We start from the raw sequence: 16020 nt of genomic DNA, 5'->3' as shown, positions 1-16020 counted from the left end.
TGCGCCCTTCATACTGCTCTGGTTCTTGCCTGGATTATTTCCAGCCGGCTTCGTTAAAGATCTTTTGTGCTGTCGGCAGGTTTTCGGCGACGTCGGACAGGACGACCTCATCCGCTTTGAACTCACCCAGCGATTTCACCGAGTCCGCCAGTGCGACGCCTTCAACCGCGGGGAATTCGTCATTCCCGGCGGAAAAATATTGCTGGGCGCTGTCGCTTGCCAAATATTCGAGGAAGAGAACGGCATTTTCTTTGTTCGGTGCATTTGCGGCAACACCTGCACCGGACAGGTTCATATGCGCGCCATAGCTGTCCTGGTTCGGGAAGACCCAACCGATTGCGTCGATATCGGCCGAAACACCTTTGACATCTTTGCGGATTGCACGGGCAAAGTAATAGGTGTTTGAAACCGCGATGTCGCATTCGCCGGATACGATACCCCGCAGCTGGTCGGTGTCACCGCCCTGTGGTTCACGGGCCATGTTGGCCACGATGCCTTCGGCCCATGCCTTGGCGGCCTCGGGACCTTCATGGGTGACGATCGAAGCCAACAAGGTCTGGTTATACGTATTGCTGGACGACCGGATGCAGACCTGACCCTTGTATTCGGGCTTGGCAAGATCGGCATATGTCGCCGGCGGGTTGGCGACGTTTTCCTTGTCGAAGAAAATAATGCGGCCACGCTGCGAGAAGCCGAACCATTCATTGTCGCTATCCTGAAGGTTGTTCGGGATGCGCTCTTCCAGAACGGCGCTTTCGATCGGTTGCAAAATGCCTGCATTCTTGGCCCGTGAAAGGCGCGAGGTGTCGACGGTCAGCAAAATGTCCGCGGGCGAGTTCGCGCCTTCGGCTTCCATCCGCGCGATCAGCTCGTCGGCTTTGCCTTCGATGCGGTTGATGGTGATGCCGGTGGCCTTTTCGAAATCGCTGTACAGGTTTTCGTCGGTGTCATAGTGGCGCGAGGAATAGAGGTTCAACTCACCCTCAGCAGCGGCAGAAGTGGCGATCAAGGCCGACAATGCGGCGGCGAAGCAGGTAGAGGATTTGAGCATCATAACTCCCAACATTGAAATGTGCGGCGTAGTAATCCGACTGAAATTGTCAATTAAACGATTCCCGAGAGGATGCAAGGAAATCTGACAAAATTAGTTGGTCAAATGATCGCTGTTTTATTCCGCGTATTCTCAGGTTGCCCTGATGTGGCACCATATCTATTGACAAAATGTAATAACATAACGATAGATTGCACGCCGTATCAGAGGTTTTCGCCCAAATGATGCGCCTTTTCACCTGAGTCCTTCAAATAGGTAGACACCCAATGACCGACACCCGCCTTCCCGTAACTGTTCTGTCCGGATTTCTTGGCGCAGGCAAAACGACATTGTTGAACCGCGTTCTGAACAACCGGGACGGCCGTCGCGTTGCCGTGATCGTCAACGATATGTCCGAAGTGAACATCGACGCTGACTTGGTGCGTGCCGACACTGAACTATCCCGCACGGATGAGACGCTGGTTGAGATGTCAAATGGCTGCATCTGCTGTACCCTTCGCGACGATCTGCTGGACGAAGTTCGGCGATTGGCCGGCGAAGGCCGCTTTGAATATCTGCTGATCGAATCCACCGGAATCTCTGAGCCTTTGCCAGTAGCCGCGACGTTTGATTTCCGGGATGAGAACGGGGTAAGCCTGTCGGATGTTTCGCGCTTGGACACAATGGTCACGGTGGTCGATGCGGTTAACCTGTTGGAGGACTTCTCTAGCCACGATTTTCTGGCCGATCGCGGAGAAACGCTCGGTGAAGAGGATGAACGCACGCTGGTCCATCTGCTGACCGATCAGATCGAATTTGCTGACGTGGTTATTCTCAACAAGATCGCCGATGCCGGAGCAGAAAGAGTAGACGCCGCGCGGAAAATCATTCGAAGCTTGAACGCTGACGCAAGGATTATCGAAACGAACCACTCGGACGTGGCAGCCGATGAAATCCTGGATACCGGCCTGTTCGATTTCGAAAAGGCGCATGAACATCCGATGTGGGCCAAAGAACTGTATGGGTTCGCGGATCATGTGCCCGAAACTGAAGAGTATGGCGTTACCAGCTATGTATACCGCGCGCGACAACCCTTTGTGCCAGAGAAGATTCTGACGATCCTGAATGGCGATCTGCTGGGCGTCATCCGTGCAAAGGGGCATTTCTGGATCGCGACGCGCCCCGATTGGGTTGCCGAATTCTCATTGGCCGGTGCGCTGTCCTCGGTACAGCCACTTGGCACCTGGTGGGCGACAGTACCCGAAGAACGCAGACCGGATCACGAAAGCGCGCAGGCCTATATGCAAGCGCATTGGCAAGAGCCCTGGGGCGACCGGCGACAAGAGATCGTCTTCATCGGCAGCGGAATAGATTGGCCCCTGCTCAAAGCCCGGCTTGATTCTGCATTAGTTCCTGCCGCAGCCGCGGGACGCCTAGAAGATCTTCCCAATCTGCCCGACCCATTCCCAGTTTGGCGTCGGTCAGAGGCTGCGGCATGAATTTGGTGCGTGAAGTCGTCAAAGATGCCGCAATAGGTGTCGGCATAGCAGAAACGCCCGGGGACTTGTCGGTCATTCACAACCCCGGTTGCGCCGCAGCGATTTGGCGGCGCGACCCCTTGCCCGGATTTCAGAACTGGATCAACAGGTTGGATCCCGCACACCTGCCCAAAGCGCGCGTGATCCTGCGCCCCGAGACAGTGCGCAGCGCGATGGTTGAGCTGAGCGACGCGCATGGTACGCCCGAAGGTCCGGAACGTGATCTATTGGTGGATGATGTTGCCGCGATGGCAACCTTGTTTGCTGGTCTTATGGAATCAAAATGGCTTCGGCTGCGTTTGGATGTGGTAACCACAAATGCCTGCCGCAGGTTTCACATCGACGCAGTCACGTCGCGTTTGGTCTGCACCTATCGAGGGACTGGAACGCAATACGGAATTTCAAACGATGGCAACGAGCCGAAACGTGTTTTCACCGTACCAACAGGTGCGCCGATACTGTTGCGCGGAACGCTTTGGCCGGAAAGTCCGAAGTCCGGGCTTTTGCATCGTTCGCCACCAATCGAGGGAACGGGTTAAACACGGCTGGTGCTTGTTCTTGATCCTTTGACGGACCCAGAAAGCGAACCGGATCGTATGTTCCCACACTGACACAAAGAACTGTCCTCGGGCTATGTTCGGCAACCCGCTTCAAAACAGTGTACCAATTGCTTCAACAAAAAGAGCCGCAAGGTTGCACATTCACTGCTTTCGACTAATCTAGCAAAAAAAGAGTCAAAATAGACAATATTTTATGAAACAGATCGAGGTTTTGAATGTCGGATGTCTCAAACATAGGCACAAGCTTTCCGACTGCCTATTTTGGCCACCAAATATTGCCAATTGCAGCTTTGTTCATGAGGAACCTGAACCTCACAGCTACCCCGCGGATTGCCGATGTCGGGTGTTACAAGCGACCAATTGCAGCGTTCACTAATAAGATCTTGCCGGAGGCTCTCTTTTTTGGGGTTGATGAAGATTTAGAAGCTGTCGAATGGCTAAACTCCAACAATCTGAATGGAGGAAATTTTGCCGACTACCTTGCGCAGGAGCCATTTGATTTGTCGTTCTTGCTAGAAGTGTACGAGCATATAAACCCGCAAGACAGTCGAAAATTTTTGGACACGATCTTTAAACGAACCACCAGCGCAGCTTTTCTTACTATGCCGAATTTCGAAGGTTGGGATGCTGCCGGAGTGGAGCAATTGGCCATCAGAGATTCGTTCAAAGAAATGCGCTATGTGCCTGATCATCTCAAGGCGTTCGATGGGCGTTCAAAAGATCCTCACACACACAAACAGGTCGTAACCGAAGAAAGATTGTCAGACGACATCGCTTCTGTTTTGCCAAATGGGTGGGAATATAGAGTCTTTTTTGCATGGCCGTGGTCAATTAAAGATCGTGCAAGAGGCTCAGTATTTGATCACAGCTTCAAACTCTTTGCGGTGGTTTGGAACCCGGCCTCGTTTTCCGGAGACTTGGTTCCTCTACTAGAGGCAAATTTATCTCCTATGGACGCTGGCTCTGAAACTGCAGAATTAAGTGAAGCAATTAGGGGTCGCGATTCCGCACAAACGGAACGCGCAGCCTTGAACCTTGAGCTTAAGAAGACACAAGCTGAATTAGAGCAAACGCAGGCCGAGTTGAGCTGTGTTCTCAGGTATCCCTGGAAGCACGTTAGATCATTCATCTCGCGAGGTCGCGATCCTAAACGAAAAAACTAAACTATACTCAAACGCGAATTTGGGCTTTGTCGTTTTACCGATTAGCCTACGAAGGCGCACCGGCGCAAAGGCAGGGTCTAATTAATATGAGGGTTAAGTGAAAAGAGCCTCTGGTGCTTCGCAAAACCAATGACATTTATACGTATTTGTTGCAGCTAATACTTTTTGCCCATCCAGTGCGTCAAATGCCCATTTCCAACTAGATCAGCAAAGTTTTATTGCCAGTACCCAGGGCTGAGGCGCACGCAGAACACGTTCAATTACAAAACAAGAAAAACCGCGTTAAAAAGCGCGGTTTTTCTTTAACGGTATGTGCAGTTCTTAGCCCTGGCGAGCTTTGAACTTGCGCTGCGTCTTGTTGATCACGTAGACGCGGCCTTTGCGACGCACAACACGGCAATCACGGTGCCGGTTCTTGAGCGAGCGGAGCGAGTTCTTGACCTTCATGGGTCTGTCTCCAATCTGCGGCGCCTTCATCAAGGACGTGGCCAGCGCCTGGGTTAGCGGGTGCCCCGGAAACCCGGAACAGTGAAACGATGGTGGGCGGTACAAGGATCGAACTTGTGACCCCTTCGATGTCAACGAAGTGCTCTACCGCTGAGCTAACCGCCCACGTACCCTTTGCGTTGTCCTGCCCCATAACGAAATGGGGCGCGGAACCCCGCGCCGGTAGCGGGGTCTATAAAAGGAGTCGCAAAGGGGTTCAAGGGGTTTGGTAGAACTATTTTCCGGTCTATGTTCAATGCGAACAAGGAGTCACCATGAAGAACGCTGCTTACGTATTGGATATGCCCGTCAAGCGCACGTCTTGCGTTGTTTTTTCTTCTCCTCACAGTGGCCGGAACTACCCTGAAGCGATGCTGAACCGGACGGTTCTGAGCCAGAATGTGATTCGATCTTCGGAAGATGCATTCGTGGATCAGTTGTTTTTCGCAGCGACTGACCATGGTGCGCCCCTAATATCCGCAACAAAATCAAGAGCCTATCTGGATCTTAACCGCAGTGCTGAGGAGCTGGACCCGGCTTTGATCCAGGGCGCGCGCCGCCACGGCCATAACCCGCGTGTCGCTTCGGGGCTGGGCGTGATTCCCAGGGTCGTCGCCAATGGGCGCGCAATCTATCGCGGGAAGCTGACGATGGATGAGGCGCGTTTGCGCATCGACACCTGCTGGCGTCCTTATCATGCGCGTCTCAAGTCGCTGCTGGCCGAATCGCACACCGCTTTTGGTCAGGCCATTTTGATTGATTGCCATTCGATGCCGCATGAAGCGGTTTCGATGGCCAGTACGACCACGTCCCAGCGCCCGCAGATCGTGTTGGGTGACAGATTTGGCGCTTCGGCTTCGACCGAGATTGTGGACCGGATCGAATCCGCGTTTGCCTCGGCGGGTCTGATCGTGGCGCGCAACGCGCCCTTCGCCGGCGCATACGTTACGCAGACCTACGGGCGGCCAGGGCGCAATCAGCACGCTATCCAGATTGAGATCGACCGATCTCTGTATATGGATGAGGTCAAAATCGCGCCGAACGGCAATTTCGCAGCGTTTCAGGACATGATGCAGCAGGTCATACGGGAAATCTCGGGTATTGGCCGCGATCCGTTGCGTCTGGCCGCCGAGTAACCTCAGCGCAAAGCCCGGCCTTTGACAATCGCATCCGTTCCGAATCTGCGCCGGATTTCATCCGTTGCGCGTTCCGCCTGAGACCGCCTTGACGCGTCGGGATCCAAAAGGTCTCCCGAGATGTCCGCCTGATCTTCGGGGCACAGATCGGATATTCCGCAACCCAACAGACGATATGGCCCTTTGTCGCCGACCTGATCGAATAGCCCACGTGCGGTGCGGTAGATGCGGTCCGCGATCTGCGTGGCGTCCCGCAACGAGACACGTCGGGTGATGATCTTGTGGTTTGCTTGTTTGAGTTTCAGGGTTACGACCCGTCCGGCCAGCCCTTTGGCTTTGGCGCGATCCGCAACTTTTTCGGACATGCGCCACAGATGCCCGTCAAGGATGTCCAGGCTGGCTGTATCCTCGAAAAACGTGGTTTCGTTGCTGATCGACTTCATTGGCTCGTGCGAAGACACGCGCCGTTTGTCCTGACCGCGCGCCAGATGCCATAGCCGATACCCCATAGATCCGAAGCGGGCTGTCAGTGCCTCCTGATCCCAGCGTAATAGATCCGAGAAGGCGCGGATGCCGGCACGATCCAGCGATTCCTGTGCCGCCGGGCCGATACCCCAGATCAGGCGCACCGGTTTGTCATACAGAAACTCGGCGGTCTCAGCTTCTCCAATAACTGAAAACCCACGCGGCTTGTCCAGATCTGAGGCGACTTTGGCTAGAAACTTGTTGTGCGACAGACCGATCGAGCCTGTTACACCCAGTTCGTCCTTCATCCGCTTAACCAACCTTGCCAGCATGGCCGCAGGTGGCGCGCCATGCAGTCGCTGCGTACCGGACAGATCCATGAATGCTTCGTCCAGTGACAGCGGTTCGATCACGGGAGTCAATTCGTCCATCATGGCTCTGATTTGGCGTGACACCTCGGCGTAGACCGACATGCGAGGCTTGATGACAACGGCGTCCGGGCACAGTTGCAAGGCTTTGAACATTGGCATCGCAGAGCGGACGCCGCGAATACGCGCCACATAACAAGCGGTCGAGACAACACCGCGTTTGCCGCCTCCGATGATCACCGGTTTGTCGGCCAGATCGGGATTGTCCCGCTTTTCAACCGAGGCATAGAATGCGTCGCAATCCATATGCGCGATGGACAGGTCGAACAGCTCGGGGTGTGTCTTGATCCGCGGGCTGCCGCAGGAAGGGCAGCGCGCTTCCTGTTCCAGAATCGAAAAGCAGTCGCGGCATAAAGCGGGCATTACATTTACTTCTCAGTTTTATGCGCTTTGTCATATCAGGCGTTACTGGCTAAAATTTATCTGGTCGGGCAGCAAAGAGAAAGCGCTCATGCAGTTCACGGGGGCGAAGGTCGCACTGTTTCTTGGGTCAGACCTTTTGGTCATTCAAAGGGACGATAAGAAGGACATCCCGTTCCCGGGCTATTTCGACTTTCCCGGCGGCGGGCGCGAAGGGGCCGAGACCCCGTTGCAATGCGTCAGGCGAGAAACACTGGAAGAAGTCGGTCTGCACCTCGCCAAGGCTGATTTCGTCTGGTCGCGCATGTATGGGCAAAACTGGTTCTTCGCAGCACACCGGCCACCCAGCGACGTCAACCTGATTAGATTTGGCGATGAGGGGCAGGGATGGTGTTTGATGTCGCCGGACATTTACCTTGAGAATGCATTGGCGGTGCCGAATTTCGCGATCCGCCTACGTGACTATTTGGTCCAAGGTAGGCCGTCTTTTGATATGTGAGGTTTTCAGAAGAAGACCCCCCGCGATTGGCGGGGGGAGGTGACGGACCTCAGGAAGAGATGGTCCGCGGGGAGTATCACGTCCCCAGAATCGCGCAAATCTCGGGATTTAGATAGGACCCAGGTCACACAACGAAAACTCGCATATTTCATGTGTGTTTTGGGGCACAGGGACGATTTGGCGCGGAATTGGCAAAAAGTGACGTTGGGTCAACTGCTTGAGCCGCAGAAACCGTCAGAAATTGTCTGCGCGGACGCGACCACCCGGCATCAAGCCCTAAAAAATTTTAGCCTGCAATGCGTCGAGAATTAAGCCCTGTTCGGTGCTTTTGCCTGCGGCGAGGACAATTCGGCAAGGATTGACTCGGCAGCAGCTTTAGGGTCGTCGGCCTGATAGACAGGTCGGCCCACGACGATGTGGTCCACGCCATCTGCGACGGCATTTGCGGGTGTAGCAACTCGTTTCTGATCGCCAAGCGCGGCACCTGCGGGGCGGACGCCCGGGGTCACGATCAGACGACCTTCGGCCTGGGGCAGGGCACGGATTAGCGCGGCTTCTTGCGGGCTGGCGATGACGCCGTCGGCACCAGCCTCAAGCGCGCGTGCAGCGCGTTCGACAACCAGATCCTGAACGTCGCCCTCTTTAAGAAGGCTGGCATCCAGGTCGTTGCGGTTCAGCGAGGTTAAGATGGTAACGGCCAAAATCTTGAGGTCTTTGCCAGCGGCCCCTTCTTTCGCGGCCCGAACCACATGGGGATCACCATGCACCGTCAGGAAATCCAGATCGAATTGCACCAGCCCGCGAACGGCGTTTTCGACGGTGTTACCGATATCGAACAGCTTCATGTCCAGAAAGATGCGCTTGCCGTGTTCCTGTTTCAGTTCATTGGCTAATGCCAACCCGCCACCGGTCAGCATCCCCAGCCCGATCTTGTAAAAGGAAACGCTGTCGCCCAGCTGTTCTGCCATGGCCAGACCCTGAAGGGCATTGGGAACATCTAGGGCTACGATCAGGCGATCATCGGACATGGTGCGGGCTCCTTTTTGGCAAACGTCTGCGTCCTAGCGGTTTCAGGCCGCCGTGTCCATGCAGCGCGCGTGATCCAGATCACGCAGCTTTGGCCGGACTGTGATATGGTGCCGGTCATTCCTAAGAATTTTTCGATGGGGGGACTATGAAACAGGTATTTAGTGTTGGGATACTTCTGGCTCTGATGGGATGTCAGGATATGCCATTGGAAAATGAGGCCGCGGATACGGTCATCAAATCCCCGACCAATGACAATTTGCGTCTGGTGGGGGGATATCGCTCGACCGACGATGATTGCCAATTGACCGGCGAGACGTCATTTACAGTCAATTTTCTGGATGATGCAGCAGACCTTGTTTCTTGCCCGACGGGCAGCGACGCCGCACAATCATTGGTGGAAATGTACCCTGCGCGCGAGGTCGCACAGACGGGCGGATATACTGTCTACACCGTGCCCCGACGATAAGTCTGAATCTGCGCTCCAGCCTCTTGAACAAACAAAGATATTTCCCAGATTGAATGTGAGGCCCAGACCGACGCGTGCCGCCAGGCGGGCGCATCATATTCAGGGCGCTTAGGAAAAGGAGAATACTATGGACTTGAACAAGTTCACCGAGCGGGCACGGGGATTCGTGCAGGCGGCGCAGACGATTGCGATGCGCGAGGGGCACCAGCGACTGATGCCCGAACATCTTTTGAAAGCATTGATGGATGACGATCAGGGGCTGGCCAGCAACCTGATCACGCGCGCCGGCGGCGCGCCGACCCGCGTGGTCGAAGCGCTGGACGCCGCGCTGTCTAAGATTCCGAAGGTCAGCGGTGATGCGAGCCAGATTTACATGGATGGCCAGACCGCCAAGGTTTTTGCAGAAGCCGAGAAAATCGCGACCAAAGCAGGCGACAGCTTTGTGCCCGTCGAGCGCGTTCTGATGGCGCTGTGCATGGTGAAATCCAAGGCCAAAGAGGCGTTGGAAGCCGGTGCCGTATCTGCGCAAAAGCTGAATGAAGCGATCAATGACATCCGCAAGGGTCGTACGGCTGATACCGCATCGGCGGAAGAAGGCTATGACGCGCTGAAGAAATATGCGCGTGACCTGACCGAAGCCGCAGCTGAGGGCAAGATCGATCCGATCATCGGGCGCGATGAAGAAATCCGCCGCTCGATGCAGGTTCTGTCGCGTCGCACCAAGAACAACCCGGTTCTGATCGGTGAGCCCGGCGTCGGTAAAACTGCGATTGCCGAGGGCATGGCCCTGCGCATCATCAACGGTGACGTGCCGGAGTCGTTGAAAGATAAAAAGCTGCTTGCGCTCGATATGGGTGCGCTGATCGCCGGTGCGAAATATCGCGGTGAGTTCGAAGAACGCCTCAAGGCTGTTCTGACCGAGGTCACCGAGGCGGCCGGTGAGATCATCCTGTTCATTGATGAGATGCACACGCTGGTCGGAGCAGGGAAATCTGATGGTGCGATGGACGCCGCCAACTTGATCAAGCCTGCGCTTGCCCGGGGTGAGCTGCACTGTATCGGTGCGACCACGCTGGATGAGTATCGCAAATACGTTGAAAAAGACGCGGCCCTTGCGCGCCGGTTCCAGCCGGTTGTGGTACAGGAGCCGACTGTCGAAGACACGATCAGCATCCTGCGCGGCATCAAGGAAAAGTACGAACTGCACCACGGTGTGCGCATCTCGGACTCGGCGTTGGTATCTGCAGCGACCTTGTCGCATCGCTATATCACCGACCGTTTCCTGCCCGACAAAGCCATCGATTTGGTCGATGAAGCGTCGGCTCGCTTGCGGATGGAAGTGGACAGCAAGCCCGAGGAACTCGATCAACTGGATCGTCAGATTTTGCAGATGCAGATCGAGGAACAGGCGCTGAAGCTCGAAGATGATGCGGCCTCCAAGGACCGTCTGGAAACCTTGCAAAAGGATCTGGCCGATCTGCAGGAGAAATCTGCCGAGATGACCGCCCAGTGGCAGGCTGAACGCGACAAGCTTGCTGGCGCGCGCGATCTGAAAGAGCAGCTCGACAAGGCGCGCGCTGATCTCGAGATTGCCAAGCGTGAAGGCAACCTCGCCAAAGCGGGTGAGCTGTCTTACGGCGTCATCCCAGAGCTTGAGAAAAAGCTGACCGAGGCCGAAAATGCCGAAAGCAGCCAGATGATGGCCGAGGAAACGGTGCGTCAGGAACAGATCGCTTCGGTGGTTGAACGCTGGACTGGTATCCCGACCTCGAAGATGCTGGAAGGCGAGCGCGAGAAGCTACTGCGGATGGAAGACGATCTGCATTCCCGCGTGATCGGTCAGGATGCGGCGGTCACTGCTGTGGCCAATGCTGTACGTCGTGCGCGTGCGGGCCTGAACGACGAAGGCCGCCCGCTGGGCTCGTTCCTGTTCCTCGGGCCCACGGGTGTCGGTAAGACCGAGCTGACCAAAGCTGTGGCGAACTTCCTGTTCGACGACGACAACGCGATGGTGCGTATCGATATGTCCGAGTTCATGGAGAAACACGCGGTTGCCCGTCTGATCGGTGCCCCTCCGGGCTATGTCGGCTATGACGAAGGCGGTGTGCTGACCGAAGCCGTGCGGCGCAGGCCCTATCAGGTCGTGCTGTTCGATGAGGTCGAAAAGGCGCACCCGGATGTGTTCAACGTGCTTTTGCAGGTTCTGGATGATGGCGTGCTGACCGATGGTCAGGGCCGCACCGTGGACTTCAAGCAGACGCTGATCATCCTGACGTCGAACCTCGGCTCTCAGGCGCTGAGCCAGCTGCCCGAAGGCGCGGACAGTGCGCAAGCCAAACGCGACGTGATGGATGCGGTCCGGGCGCATTTCCGACCCGAGTTCCTGAACCGTCTGGATGAGACGATCATCTTTGATCGGCTCAAGCGGGAAGATATGGATGGCATTGTCGATATCCAGATGGCGCGTCTGCAAAAACGTCTGGCCGCCCGCAAGATCGAGCTGGTCTTGGACGGCGCCGCCAAGGAATGGCTTGCCGACGAGGGCTATGACCCGGTCTTCGGTGCCCGTCCGCTCAAGCGGGTGATCCAGCGTGCCTTGCAAAACCCGCTGGCCGAGGCGCTGCTTGCTGGTGAGATTAAGGACGGCGAAACCGTCCCTGTAACCGCCGGACCCGATGGCCTGATTATAGGCGATCGGCTGGGCACGTCCGAGCGTCCGCGCCCTGATGATGCCGTGGTGCACTAAACCGAACAAAGGCCCGCTTAATTGGCGGGCCTTTTATTTGCGATTGTAGCCCCAAAAGTATGCTGTTCAAGCAGGTCGCAACTGAACCAGAGAAAACGAGGACGCATCCAGAGCGTTCATCTGAAAATCCATTGTCTCTGGACCCAACCCCAGCTCGGCCAGATAGCTTTCGGTCCCTTTGCGCCCAAATATATGCTCAAGCACAGAAAACCCTTGTTGGGTCGCGTAGGTGCCAACCTCATCAGGCGAGATGTTGAAACGAAATGGTTCACCGACCCCGGCCACGGCCTTCCCAATACTATCGACTTCTTGTTGTGCCTGCGACGCTGCAGCGGTCGAAGCGTAGGTCGTCAGAAATCGCGTTTGCTTCGCGCCATTTGACCGGATCATTGCGTATACGTCTGCAACTTCGGGCGGTGCCACATATTCCAGCGAAACCTCGGCAATAAAGACTGTGCCCATTTCGTGGTCGTAGCCGAGGGACTGCAACTTTTCGAGAGTTGCCTCACGGGAGAAATCAACTGCGGTGTATTGAACGTTCGGCGGTACGCCAAAATTGGCACTGACCAACGACCGCTTGGCTTCGATGGTTTCGGGGCGGTCGACCTCGAACACCGGAATGTGTCTATGACTGTTGGACAGTCTCAGGCCCAGCGTATCGAGGCCCGCGCCAAGTACAACGATCTGACGTGCACCATTCTTGATCGCAGTAAGCGCTCGGCTTTGCATGAACGTCTTGCGCCACAGGACCGACGCGACAAGGCGACGAGCCACCGAGCGATCATCGGCGAATTTCAGTACGGCGTCCCAATCGGTTGCCTGGTCCAGAACCTCGGGCCCTTCCACCGACCCGTTTCGAAATAGCTGTTCGGCAAATGGGTCGTAGAATACGCGTCGGTACGTTGGGTTACGGTTTACCAAGGCGCAAAAGGCGCAAACCCCAAGGGCGGTGCGGCTTAGTCCGGGGATTGAGCTTTGCGGAACATAAAACATATGAAACTCACGGTGGTTGCATTCACAGGAACAGAGTTTGAATACCCTGACAACCAGTAGAGTTCAGATCACCCCGTCAATGTAGCCAGCTTTCGGGAAATTGAGCCCGCCAGGCAGGCGGGCCACTTCATTAAATCATCGCGAAAATACGCGCGGGTCCTCCGGTGCCACCAGCGTGTTTCGGTGCACCAATCACAATCGTCGCGCCAGCGGCCGGCACACGATCCAAGCCTGCGATATTCTCAATTCCGAAACGGCCCGTGGGTAGCCATGCATAGTGAGTTGCGAAGTCGGTCGAGATGCCGTGGTCGAGGGACAGCGTGTCTGATGCAATAGAGCGCGCGCCGGTTTCTTCGATCAACATCATTGCGGCTTCGGGGTGAAAGCCGGGGTAATGTTGTGCCTGACCGTCGAAACCGCGATACGCGTCGCTGTCAGCTTTCGCGGCCCAACCGGAATACAAGGCCACGCAAGCGCCATCCGGAATGTCGCCGTTGGCAGACATCCACGCCTTCAGATCATCCGGGGTCAGCAGCGTATCAACATCCTCGGCGGCCCGGGCAGCGATGTCGATGACGCACAGCGGCGCGACAAGATCAGAGACTGGGATTTCATCGACCGAAGCACCGTCCGCCGAAAAGTGCAGTGGCGCGTCGATATGGGTGCCCGTGTGTTCATTGACCGTCAGGCGCTGCAGGTTAAAGCCGTGTTCGCCGAAATTGAAAACCTGTTCGGACGCATATCCCGGCTCACCAAAAAAAGTTGGGAAATCGGCGCTGAGCGTGTGGGTCATGTCCTCAACCTTGCCCACGCCAGCGGCCAGGGCAATTGGTGCACTGGCTCCAGTGGCGGCAACGGCTACACCAGAGGCGGCGGCGGCTTTGAAGAAGCCTCTTCTAGACAGCATACGGTCTTTGACCGCGTTCATCACGCAGATGTCACACATTCGTCTTCTCCCTTTAGTCTTGCCCGACAATCGGGTGGACAGCGGATCTAAGGGCCCGTTGGCCGATCCTGACGACAAGACTGCAAGTTGCGTGAAGCAGTTGTAAAGATTGAAGGTCCGGGTATTCCGCCCGTATTGGGCATGGCGCGATCAACTTGGCGTGACAGGCGCTAATGGTTTTGGCGCAATTCGCCCTCGGGGATGTCTGAAGTGGTTTGGTATGGACTTGGCGTGAATCGTTACAGTCTCTTCTCCCAATCGTGACGTATGTTGCCTTGGCGGTGTGGTATCAGCGGATTATCTGGAATCTCAGACTAGCTTACCAAGGAGACTTAAATGGCGCATCGCTGGACCAATACACTGACACATGCCGACGTCACGCCACAGGCGGCGTTTTTGAATCGGCGGCAGGTGATGGCCGGCCTGGCGGGTGTAGGATTGGCGGGGCTGGCCAGACCGGCAGCGGCGCAGGAAGCTCTTGAACCCAACACCTGGGAAGAGATCACCTCGTACAATAACTACTACGAATTCGGGACCCGCAAGGACGATCCCGCGAAATACGCGCATACCCTGGTGACCGAACCCTGGAGCGTCACGATCGACGGTCTGGTCGACAAGCCGGGTGAATATGACTTCAAGGACATCATGTCCGAGATGACGGTCGAAGAGCGCATCTACAGATTCCGCTGTGTCGAGGCCTGGTCGATGGTGGTCCCGTGGAATGGCTTTGAACTGGCGGACCTTCTGAATATGGCTGGCGTACAAGAAGGCGCCAAATACGTGGCCTTTGAAACGGCATACCGACCCGATGAGATGCCGGGTGTTCAGTTCCCGATCCTCGAATGGCCATACCGGGAAGGCTTGCGCCTGGATGAGGCGATGCACCCGCTGACGATCATGGCGACTGGTATCTACGACAAACCTATCCCGAACCAAAATGGCGCGCCGCTGCGTCTGGTGGTGCCGTGGAAATACGGTTTCAAGTCTATCAAGTCTATTGTCCGCATCACCGTTTCGGATGTTGAACCGCCCACCAGTTGGAACATGTCTGCCCCGCGCGAGTATGGCTTCTATAGTAACGTGAACCCCAACGTGGATCATCCGCGCTGGTCGCAGGCCTCGGAACGTCAGATTGGCGGCGGACTCTTTGCCAAGCGTATCCCGACGCTGATGTTCAACGGTTACGAAGAAGAGGTCGCCGGACTTTACGAAGGTATGGATCTGAAGGAATTCTACTAGGACCATGCAGACGCTGAATCAGATATTGCGCCGCATTCCGGTGTGGCTGGTCTACTTGCTGGGGGCGCTTCCGGCCCCCTGGCTGTTTTACCAGGGACTGACCGGCGGTCTGGGCGTGGATCCGATTGAGGCGTTGGAACACCGGTACGGCGAACTGGCGCTTCAACTGTTGATCGTCGTGTTGGCAATTTCTCCGCTGCGGCGGTTTTTTGGACTGAACCTGCTCAAGTTTCGCAGGGCGCTGGGCGTGCTGACCTTTGCCTATGTCAGCCTGCATCTTTTGGTGTGGCTGGTGTTGGACGTGCAGCTGCCCAGTCAGATCTGGGCGGATATTGTAAAGCGCCCCTATATTACAGTCGGCATGGCAGCGTTTATCCTGATGATCCCGCTGGCGGTAACGTCCAATAACTTGTCCCTGCGCAAATTGGGGGCCCGTTGGCGCATCCTGCAGCGGCTTGTCTTTCCCGCCGCGATTCTGGGCGGGCTGCACTATGTTATGCTTGCCAAAGGATTTCAGATCGAACCGCTGGTCTACCTGTCTCTGATCGTCGGCCTGATTCTGCTACGCATTCCGGTTTCCGGCCTGCTGACTCGGTTCCGCGCGGCCGATTCCGCCTGACTCGGTACCGAGTCTGTGGGTAACTCTGTCTAATACTCCAGATTCGCTGCCAGCCACTCTGTCGATCGCTTTGTTTGGAATGGTCGTCGCTTGGTAATATATTGTTTTTATGCAATAAATTAAGAAAATTCGGTTTTTTGTAAGTTTGTCTAATTTTCTGCTTGCGGACTTATGCGGTTATACTTAGAACCCCCTTCACCGGCGCTGCTGAGGCGGTGCTGACGGGTCGGAGAGACGGCCGGACGGGTTGGAGAGACAGCCGGACGCATCGGAGAGACGGTGGGCATCTTAGGGAATGATTTAGGCGGGCGCGCTGA

Annotated in this window: 15 protein-coding genes and 1 tRNA gene; 9 read left to right on the top strand and 7 right to left on the bottom strand. The window is 55.9% G+C overall.

Translation table 11 applies throughout. The features are described from left to right. Positions 1-34: 34 nt before the first annotated feature. Positions 35-1051 (bottom strand): Fe(3+) ABC transporter substrate-binding protein, encoded by a 1017-nt coding sequence (locus QMP16_RS13180; protein ID WP_282152749.1) that lies wholly within the window; start codon positions 1049-1051, stop codon positions 35-37. Between the two features lie 266 nt (positions 1052-1317). On the opposite strand from QMP16_RS13180, the gene QMP16_RS13175 reads away from it, so the two are divergent. The 3 genes from QMP16_RS13175 to QMP16_RS13165 all read left to right on the top strand — a co-directional run bounded on the left by QMP16_RS13175 (position 1318) and on the right by QMP16_RS13165 (position 4291). Then, entirely contained in the window at positions 1318-2529 is a 1212-nt protein-coding gene (locus tag QMP16_RS13175) for a GTP-binding protein (protein WP_282152748.1), read from the top strand. Beyond that, positions 2526-3107 carry a DUF1826 domain-containing protein gene (locus QMP16_RS13170; RefSeq protein WP_282152747.1) on the top strand — a complete coding sequence of 194 codons (582 nt, stop codon included), beginning with the start codon at positions 2526-2528 and terminating at the stop codon, positions 3105-3107. Before QMP16_RS13175 ends, QMP16_RS13170 begins: the two co-directional genes overlap by 4 nt. Before the next feature lie 317 nt (positions 3108-3424). After that, complete coding sequence (locus tag QMP16_RS13165; protein ID WP_282152746.1) at positions 3425-4291, top strand: hypothetical protein; 867 nt, start codon at positions 3425-3427, stop codon at positions 4289-4291. Positions 4292-4612: 321 nt separating this feature from the next. Here the strand turns inward: QMP16_RS13165 and ykgO are convergent, their stop codons facing one another. Together ykgO and QMP16_RS13155 are read right to left on the bottom strand one after the other, a co-directional pair. Further along, on the bottom strand, positions 4613-4738 hold the full coding sequence (gene ykgO / locus QMP16_RS13160) for a type B 50S ribosomal protein L36 (protein WP_005648635.1): 126 nt from the start codon (positions 4736-4738) through the stop codon (positions 4613-4615). Positions 4739-4828: 90 nt separating this feature from the next. Continuing rightward, positions 4829-4903 (bottom strand) — tRNA-Val (locus QMP16_RS13155). 149 nt (positions 4904-5052) lie between these two features. Between QMP16_RS13155 and QMP16_RS13150 the strand changes: the two genes are divergently transcribed. Continuing rightward, positions 5053-5913 (top strand): N-formylglutamate amidohydrolase, encoded by an 861-nt coding sequence (locus QMP16_RS13150; protein WP_282152745.1) that lies wholly within the window; start codon positions 5053-5055, stop codon positions 5911-5913. A 2-nt stretch (positions 5914-5915) separates the two neighbouring features. Here QMP16_RS13150 and QMP16_RS13145 read toward each other — a convergent pair whose 3' ends face one another. Next, on the bottom strand, positions 5916-7169 hold the full coding sequence (locus QMP16_RS13145; protein ID WP_282152744.1) for a DNA polymerase IV: 1254 nt from the start codon (positions 7167-7169) through the stop codon (positions 5916-5918). Between the two features lie 88 nt (positions 7170-7257). Here QMP16_RS13145 and QMP16_RS13140 point away from each other — a divergent pair, with 88 nt between their 5' ends. After that, complete coding sequence (locus QMP16_RS13140; RefSeq protein ID WP_058271371.1) at positions 7258-7665, top strand: NUDIX domain-containing protein; 408 nt, start codon at positions 7258-7260, stop codon at positions 7663-7665. A gap of 308 nt (positions 7666-7973) precedes the next feature. Here QMP16_RS13140 and pyrF read toward each other — a convergent pair whose 3' ends face one another. Further along, complete coding sequence (pyrF, locus tag QMP16_RS13135; RefSeq protein ID WP_282152743.1) at positions 7974-8693, bottom strand: orotidine-5'-phosphate decarboxylase; 720 nt, start codon at positions 8691-8693, stop codon at positions 7974-7976. A 146-nt stretch (positions 8694-8839) separates the two neighbouring features. On the opposite strand from pyrF, the gene QMP16_RS13130 reads away from it, so the two are divergent. Both QMP16_RS13130 and clpB read left to right on the top strand, forming a co-directional pair. Continuing rightward, positions 8840-9160 carry a hypothetical protein gene (locus QMP16_RS13130; RefSeq protein ID WP_170564848.1) on the top strand — a complete coding sequence of 107 codons (321 nt, stop codon included), beginning with the start codon at positions 8840-8842 and terminating at the stop codon, positions 9158-9160. Between the two features lie 127 nt (positions 9161-9287). After that, positions 9288-11906 carry an ATP-dependent chaperone ClpB gene (gene clpB / locus QMP16_RS13125; RefSeq protein ID WP_282152742.1) on the top strand — a complete coding sequence of 873 codons (2619 nt, stop codon included), beginning with the start codon at positions 9288-9290 and terminating at the stop codon, positions 11904-11906. 66 nt (positions 11907-11972) lie between these two features. Here the strand turns inward: clpB and QMP16_RS13120 are convergent, their stop codons facing one another. Continuing rightward, the gene (locus QMP16_RS13120; protein ID WP_282152741.1) at positions 11973-12899 is read right to left on the bottom strand and encodes a class I SAM-dependent methyltransferase; all 927 of its coding nucleotides are present in this window, start codon (positions 12897-12899) and stop codon (positions 11973-11975) included. A 130-nt stretch (positions 12900-13029) separates the two neighbouring features. Next, a complete protein-coding gene (locus tag QMP16_RS13115; RefSeq protein WP_282152740.1) occupies positions 13030-13845 on the bottom strand; it encodes a cyclase family protein in 816 nt (271 codons plus the stop codon). A gap of 336 nt (positions 13846-14181) precedes the next feature. On the opposite strand from QMP16_RS13115, the gene msrP reads away from it, so the two are divergent. Then, positions 14182-15084, top strand: a complete 903-nt coding sequence (msrP, locus tag QMP16_RS13110; protein ID WP_282152739.1) for a protein-methionine-sulfoxide reductase catalytic subunit MsrP — start codon at positions 14182-14184, stop codon at positions 15082-15084. Positions 15085-15088: 4 nt separating this feature from the next. Further along, positions 15089-15703: a protein-methionine-sulfoxide reductase heme-binding subunit MsrQ gene (gene msrQ, locus QMP16_RS13105; RefSeq protein WP_282152738.1), complete on the top strand. Its 615-nt coding sequence runs from the start codon at positions 15089-15091 to the stop codon at positions 15701-15703. The last annotated feature ends 317 nt before the right edge of the window (positions 15704-16020 follow it).

The sequence above is a fragment of the Ruegeria atlantica genome, from assembly GCF_947495585.1.
GTDB lineage: Bacteria > Pseudomonadota > Alphaproteobacteria > Rhodobacterales > Rhodobacteraceae > Ruegeria > Ruegeria atlantica_G.
The sequence above is the reverse complement of the archived record's forward strand: the minus strand, read 5'-3'. Positions and strand labels throughout refer to the sequence as shown.

Bases quoted from the DNA above. Each gene is read 5' to 3' on its own strand.
- QMP16_RS13140 (WP_058271371.1), top strand. From the start codon at position 7,258: ATGCAGTTCACGGGGGCGAAGGTCGCACTGTTTCTTGGGTCAGACCTT.
- QMP16_RS13145 (WP_282152744.1), bottom strand. From the start codon at position 7,169: ATGCCCGCTTTATGCCGCGACTGCTTTTCGATTCTGGAACAGGAAGCG.
- msrQ (WP_282152738.1), top strand. From the start codon at position 15,089: ATGCAGACGCTGAATCAGATATTGCGCCGCATTCCGGTGTGGCTGGTC.
- clpB (WP_282152742.1), top strand. From the start codon at position 9,288: ATGGACTTGAACAAGTTCACCGAGCGGGCACGGGGATTCGTGCAGGCG.
- QMP16_RS13180 (WP_282152749.1), bottom strand. From the start codon at position 1,051: ATGCTCAAATCCTCTACCTGCTTCGCCGCCGCATTGTCGGCCTTGATC.
- QMP16_RS13170 (WP_282152747.1), top strand. From the start codon at position 2,526: ATGAATTTGGTGCGTGAAGTCGTCAAAGATGCCGCAATAGGTGTCGGC.
- QMP16_RS13120 (WP_282152741.1), bottom strand. From the start codon at position 12,899: ATGTTTTATGTTCCGCAAAGCTCAATCCCCGGACTAAGCCGCACCGCC.
- msrP (WP_282152739.1), top strand. From the start codon at position 14,182: ATGGCGCATCGCTGGACCAATACACTGACACATGCCGACGTCACGCCA.
- QMP16_RS13175 (WP_282152748.1), top strand. From the start codon at position 1,318: ATGACCGACACCCGCCTTCCCGTAACTGTTCTGTCCGGATTTCTTGGC.
- QMP16_RS13115 (WP_282152740.1), bottom strand. From the start codon at position 13,845: ATGTGTGACATCTGCGTGATGAACGCGGTCAAAGACCGTATGCTGTCT.
- ykgO (WP_005648635.1), bottom strand. From the start codon at position 4,738: ATGAAGGTCAAGAACTCGCTCCGCTCGCTCAAGAACCGGCACCGTGAT.
- QMP16_RS13130 (WP_170564848.1), top strand. From the start codon at position 8,840: ATGAAACAGGTATTTAGTGTTGGGATACTTCTGGCTCTGATGGGATGT.
- QMP16_RS13165 (WP_282152746.1), top strand. From the start codon at position 3,425: ATGAGGAACCTGAACCTCACAGCTACCCCGCGGATTGCCGATGTCGGG.
- QMP16_RS13150 (WP_282152745.1), top strand. From the start codon at position 5,053: ATGAAGAACGCTGCTTACGTATTGGATATGCCCGTCAAGCGCACGTCT.
- pyrF (WP_282152743.1), bottom strand. From the start codon at position 8,693: ATGTCCGATGATCGCCTGATCGTAGCCCTAGATGTTCCCAATGCCCTT.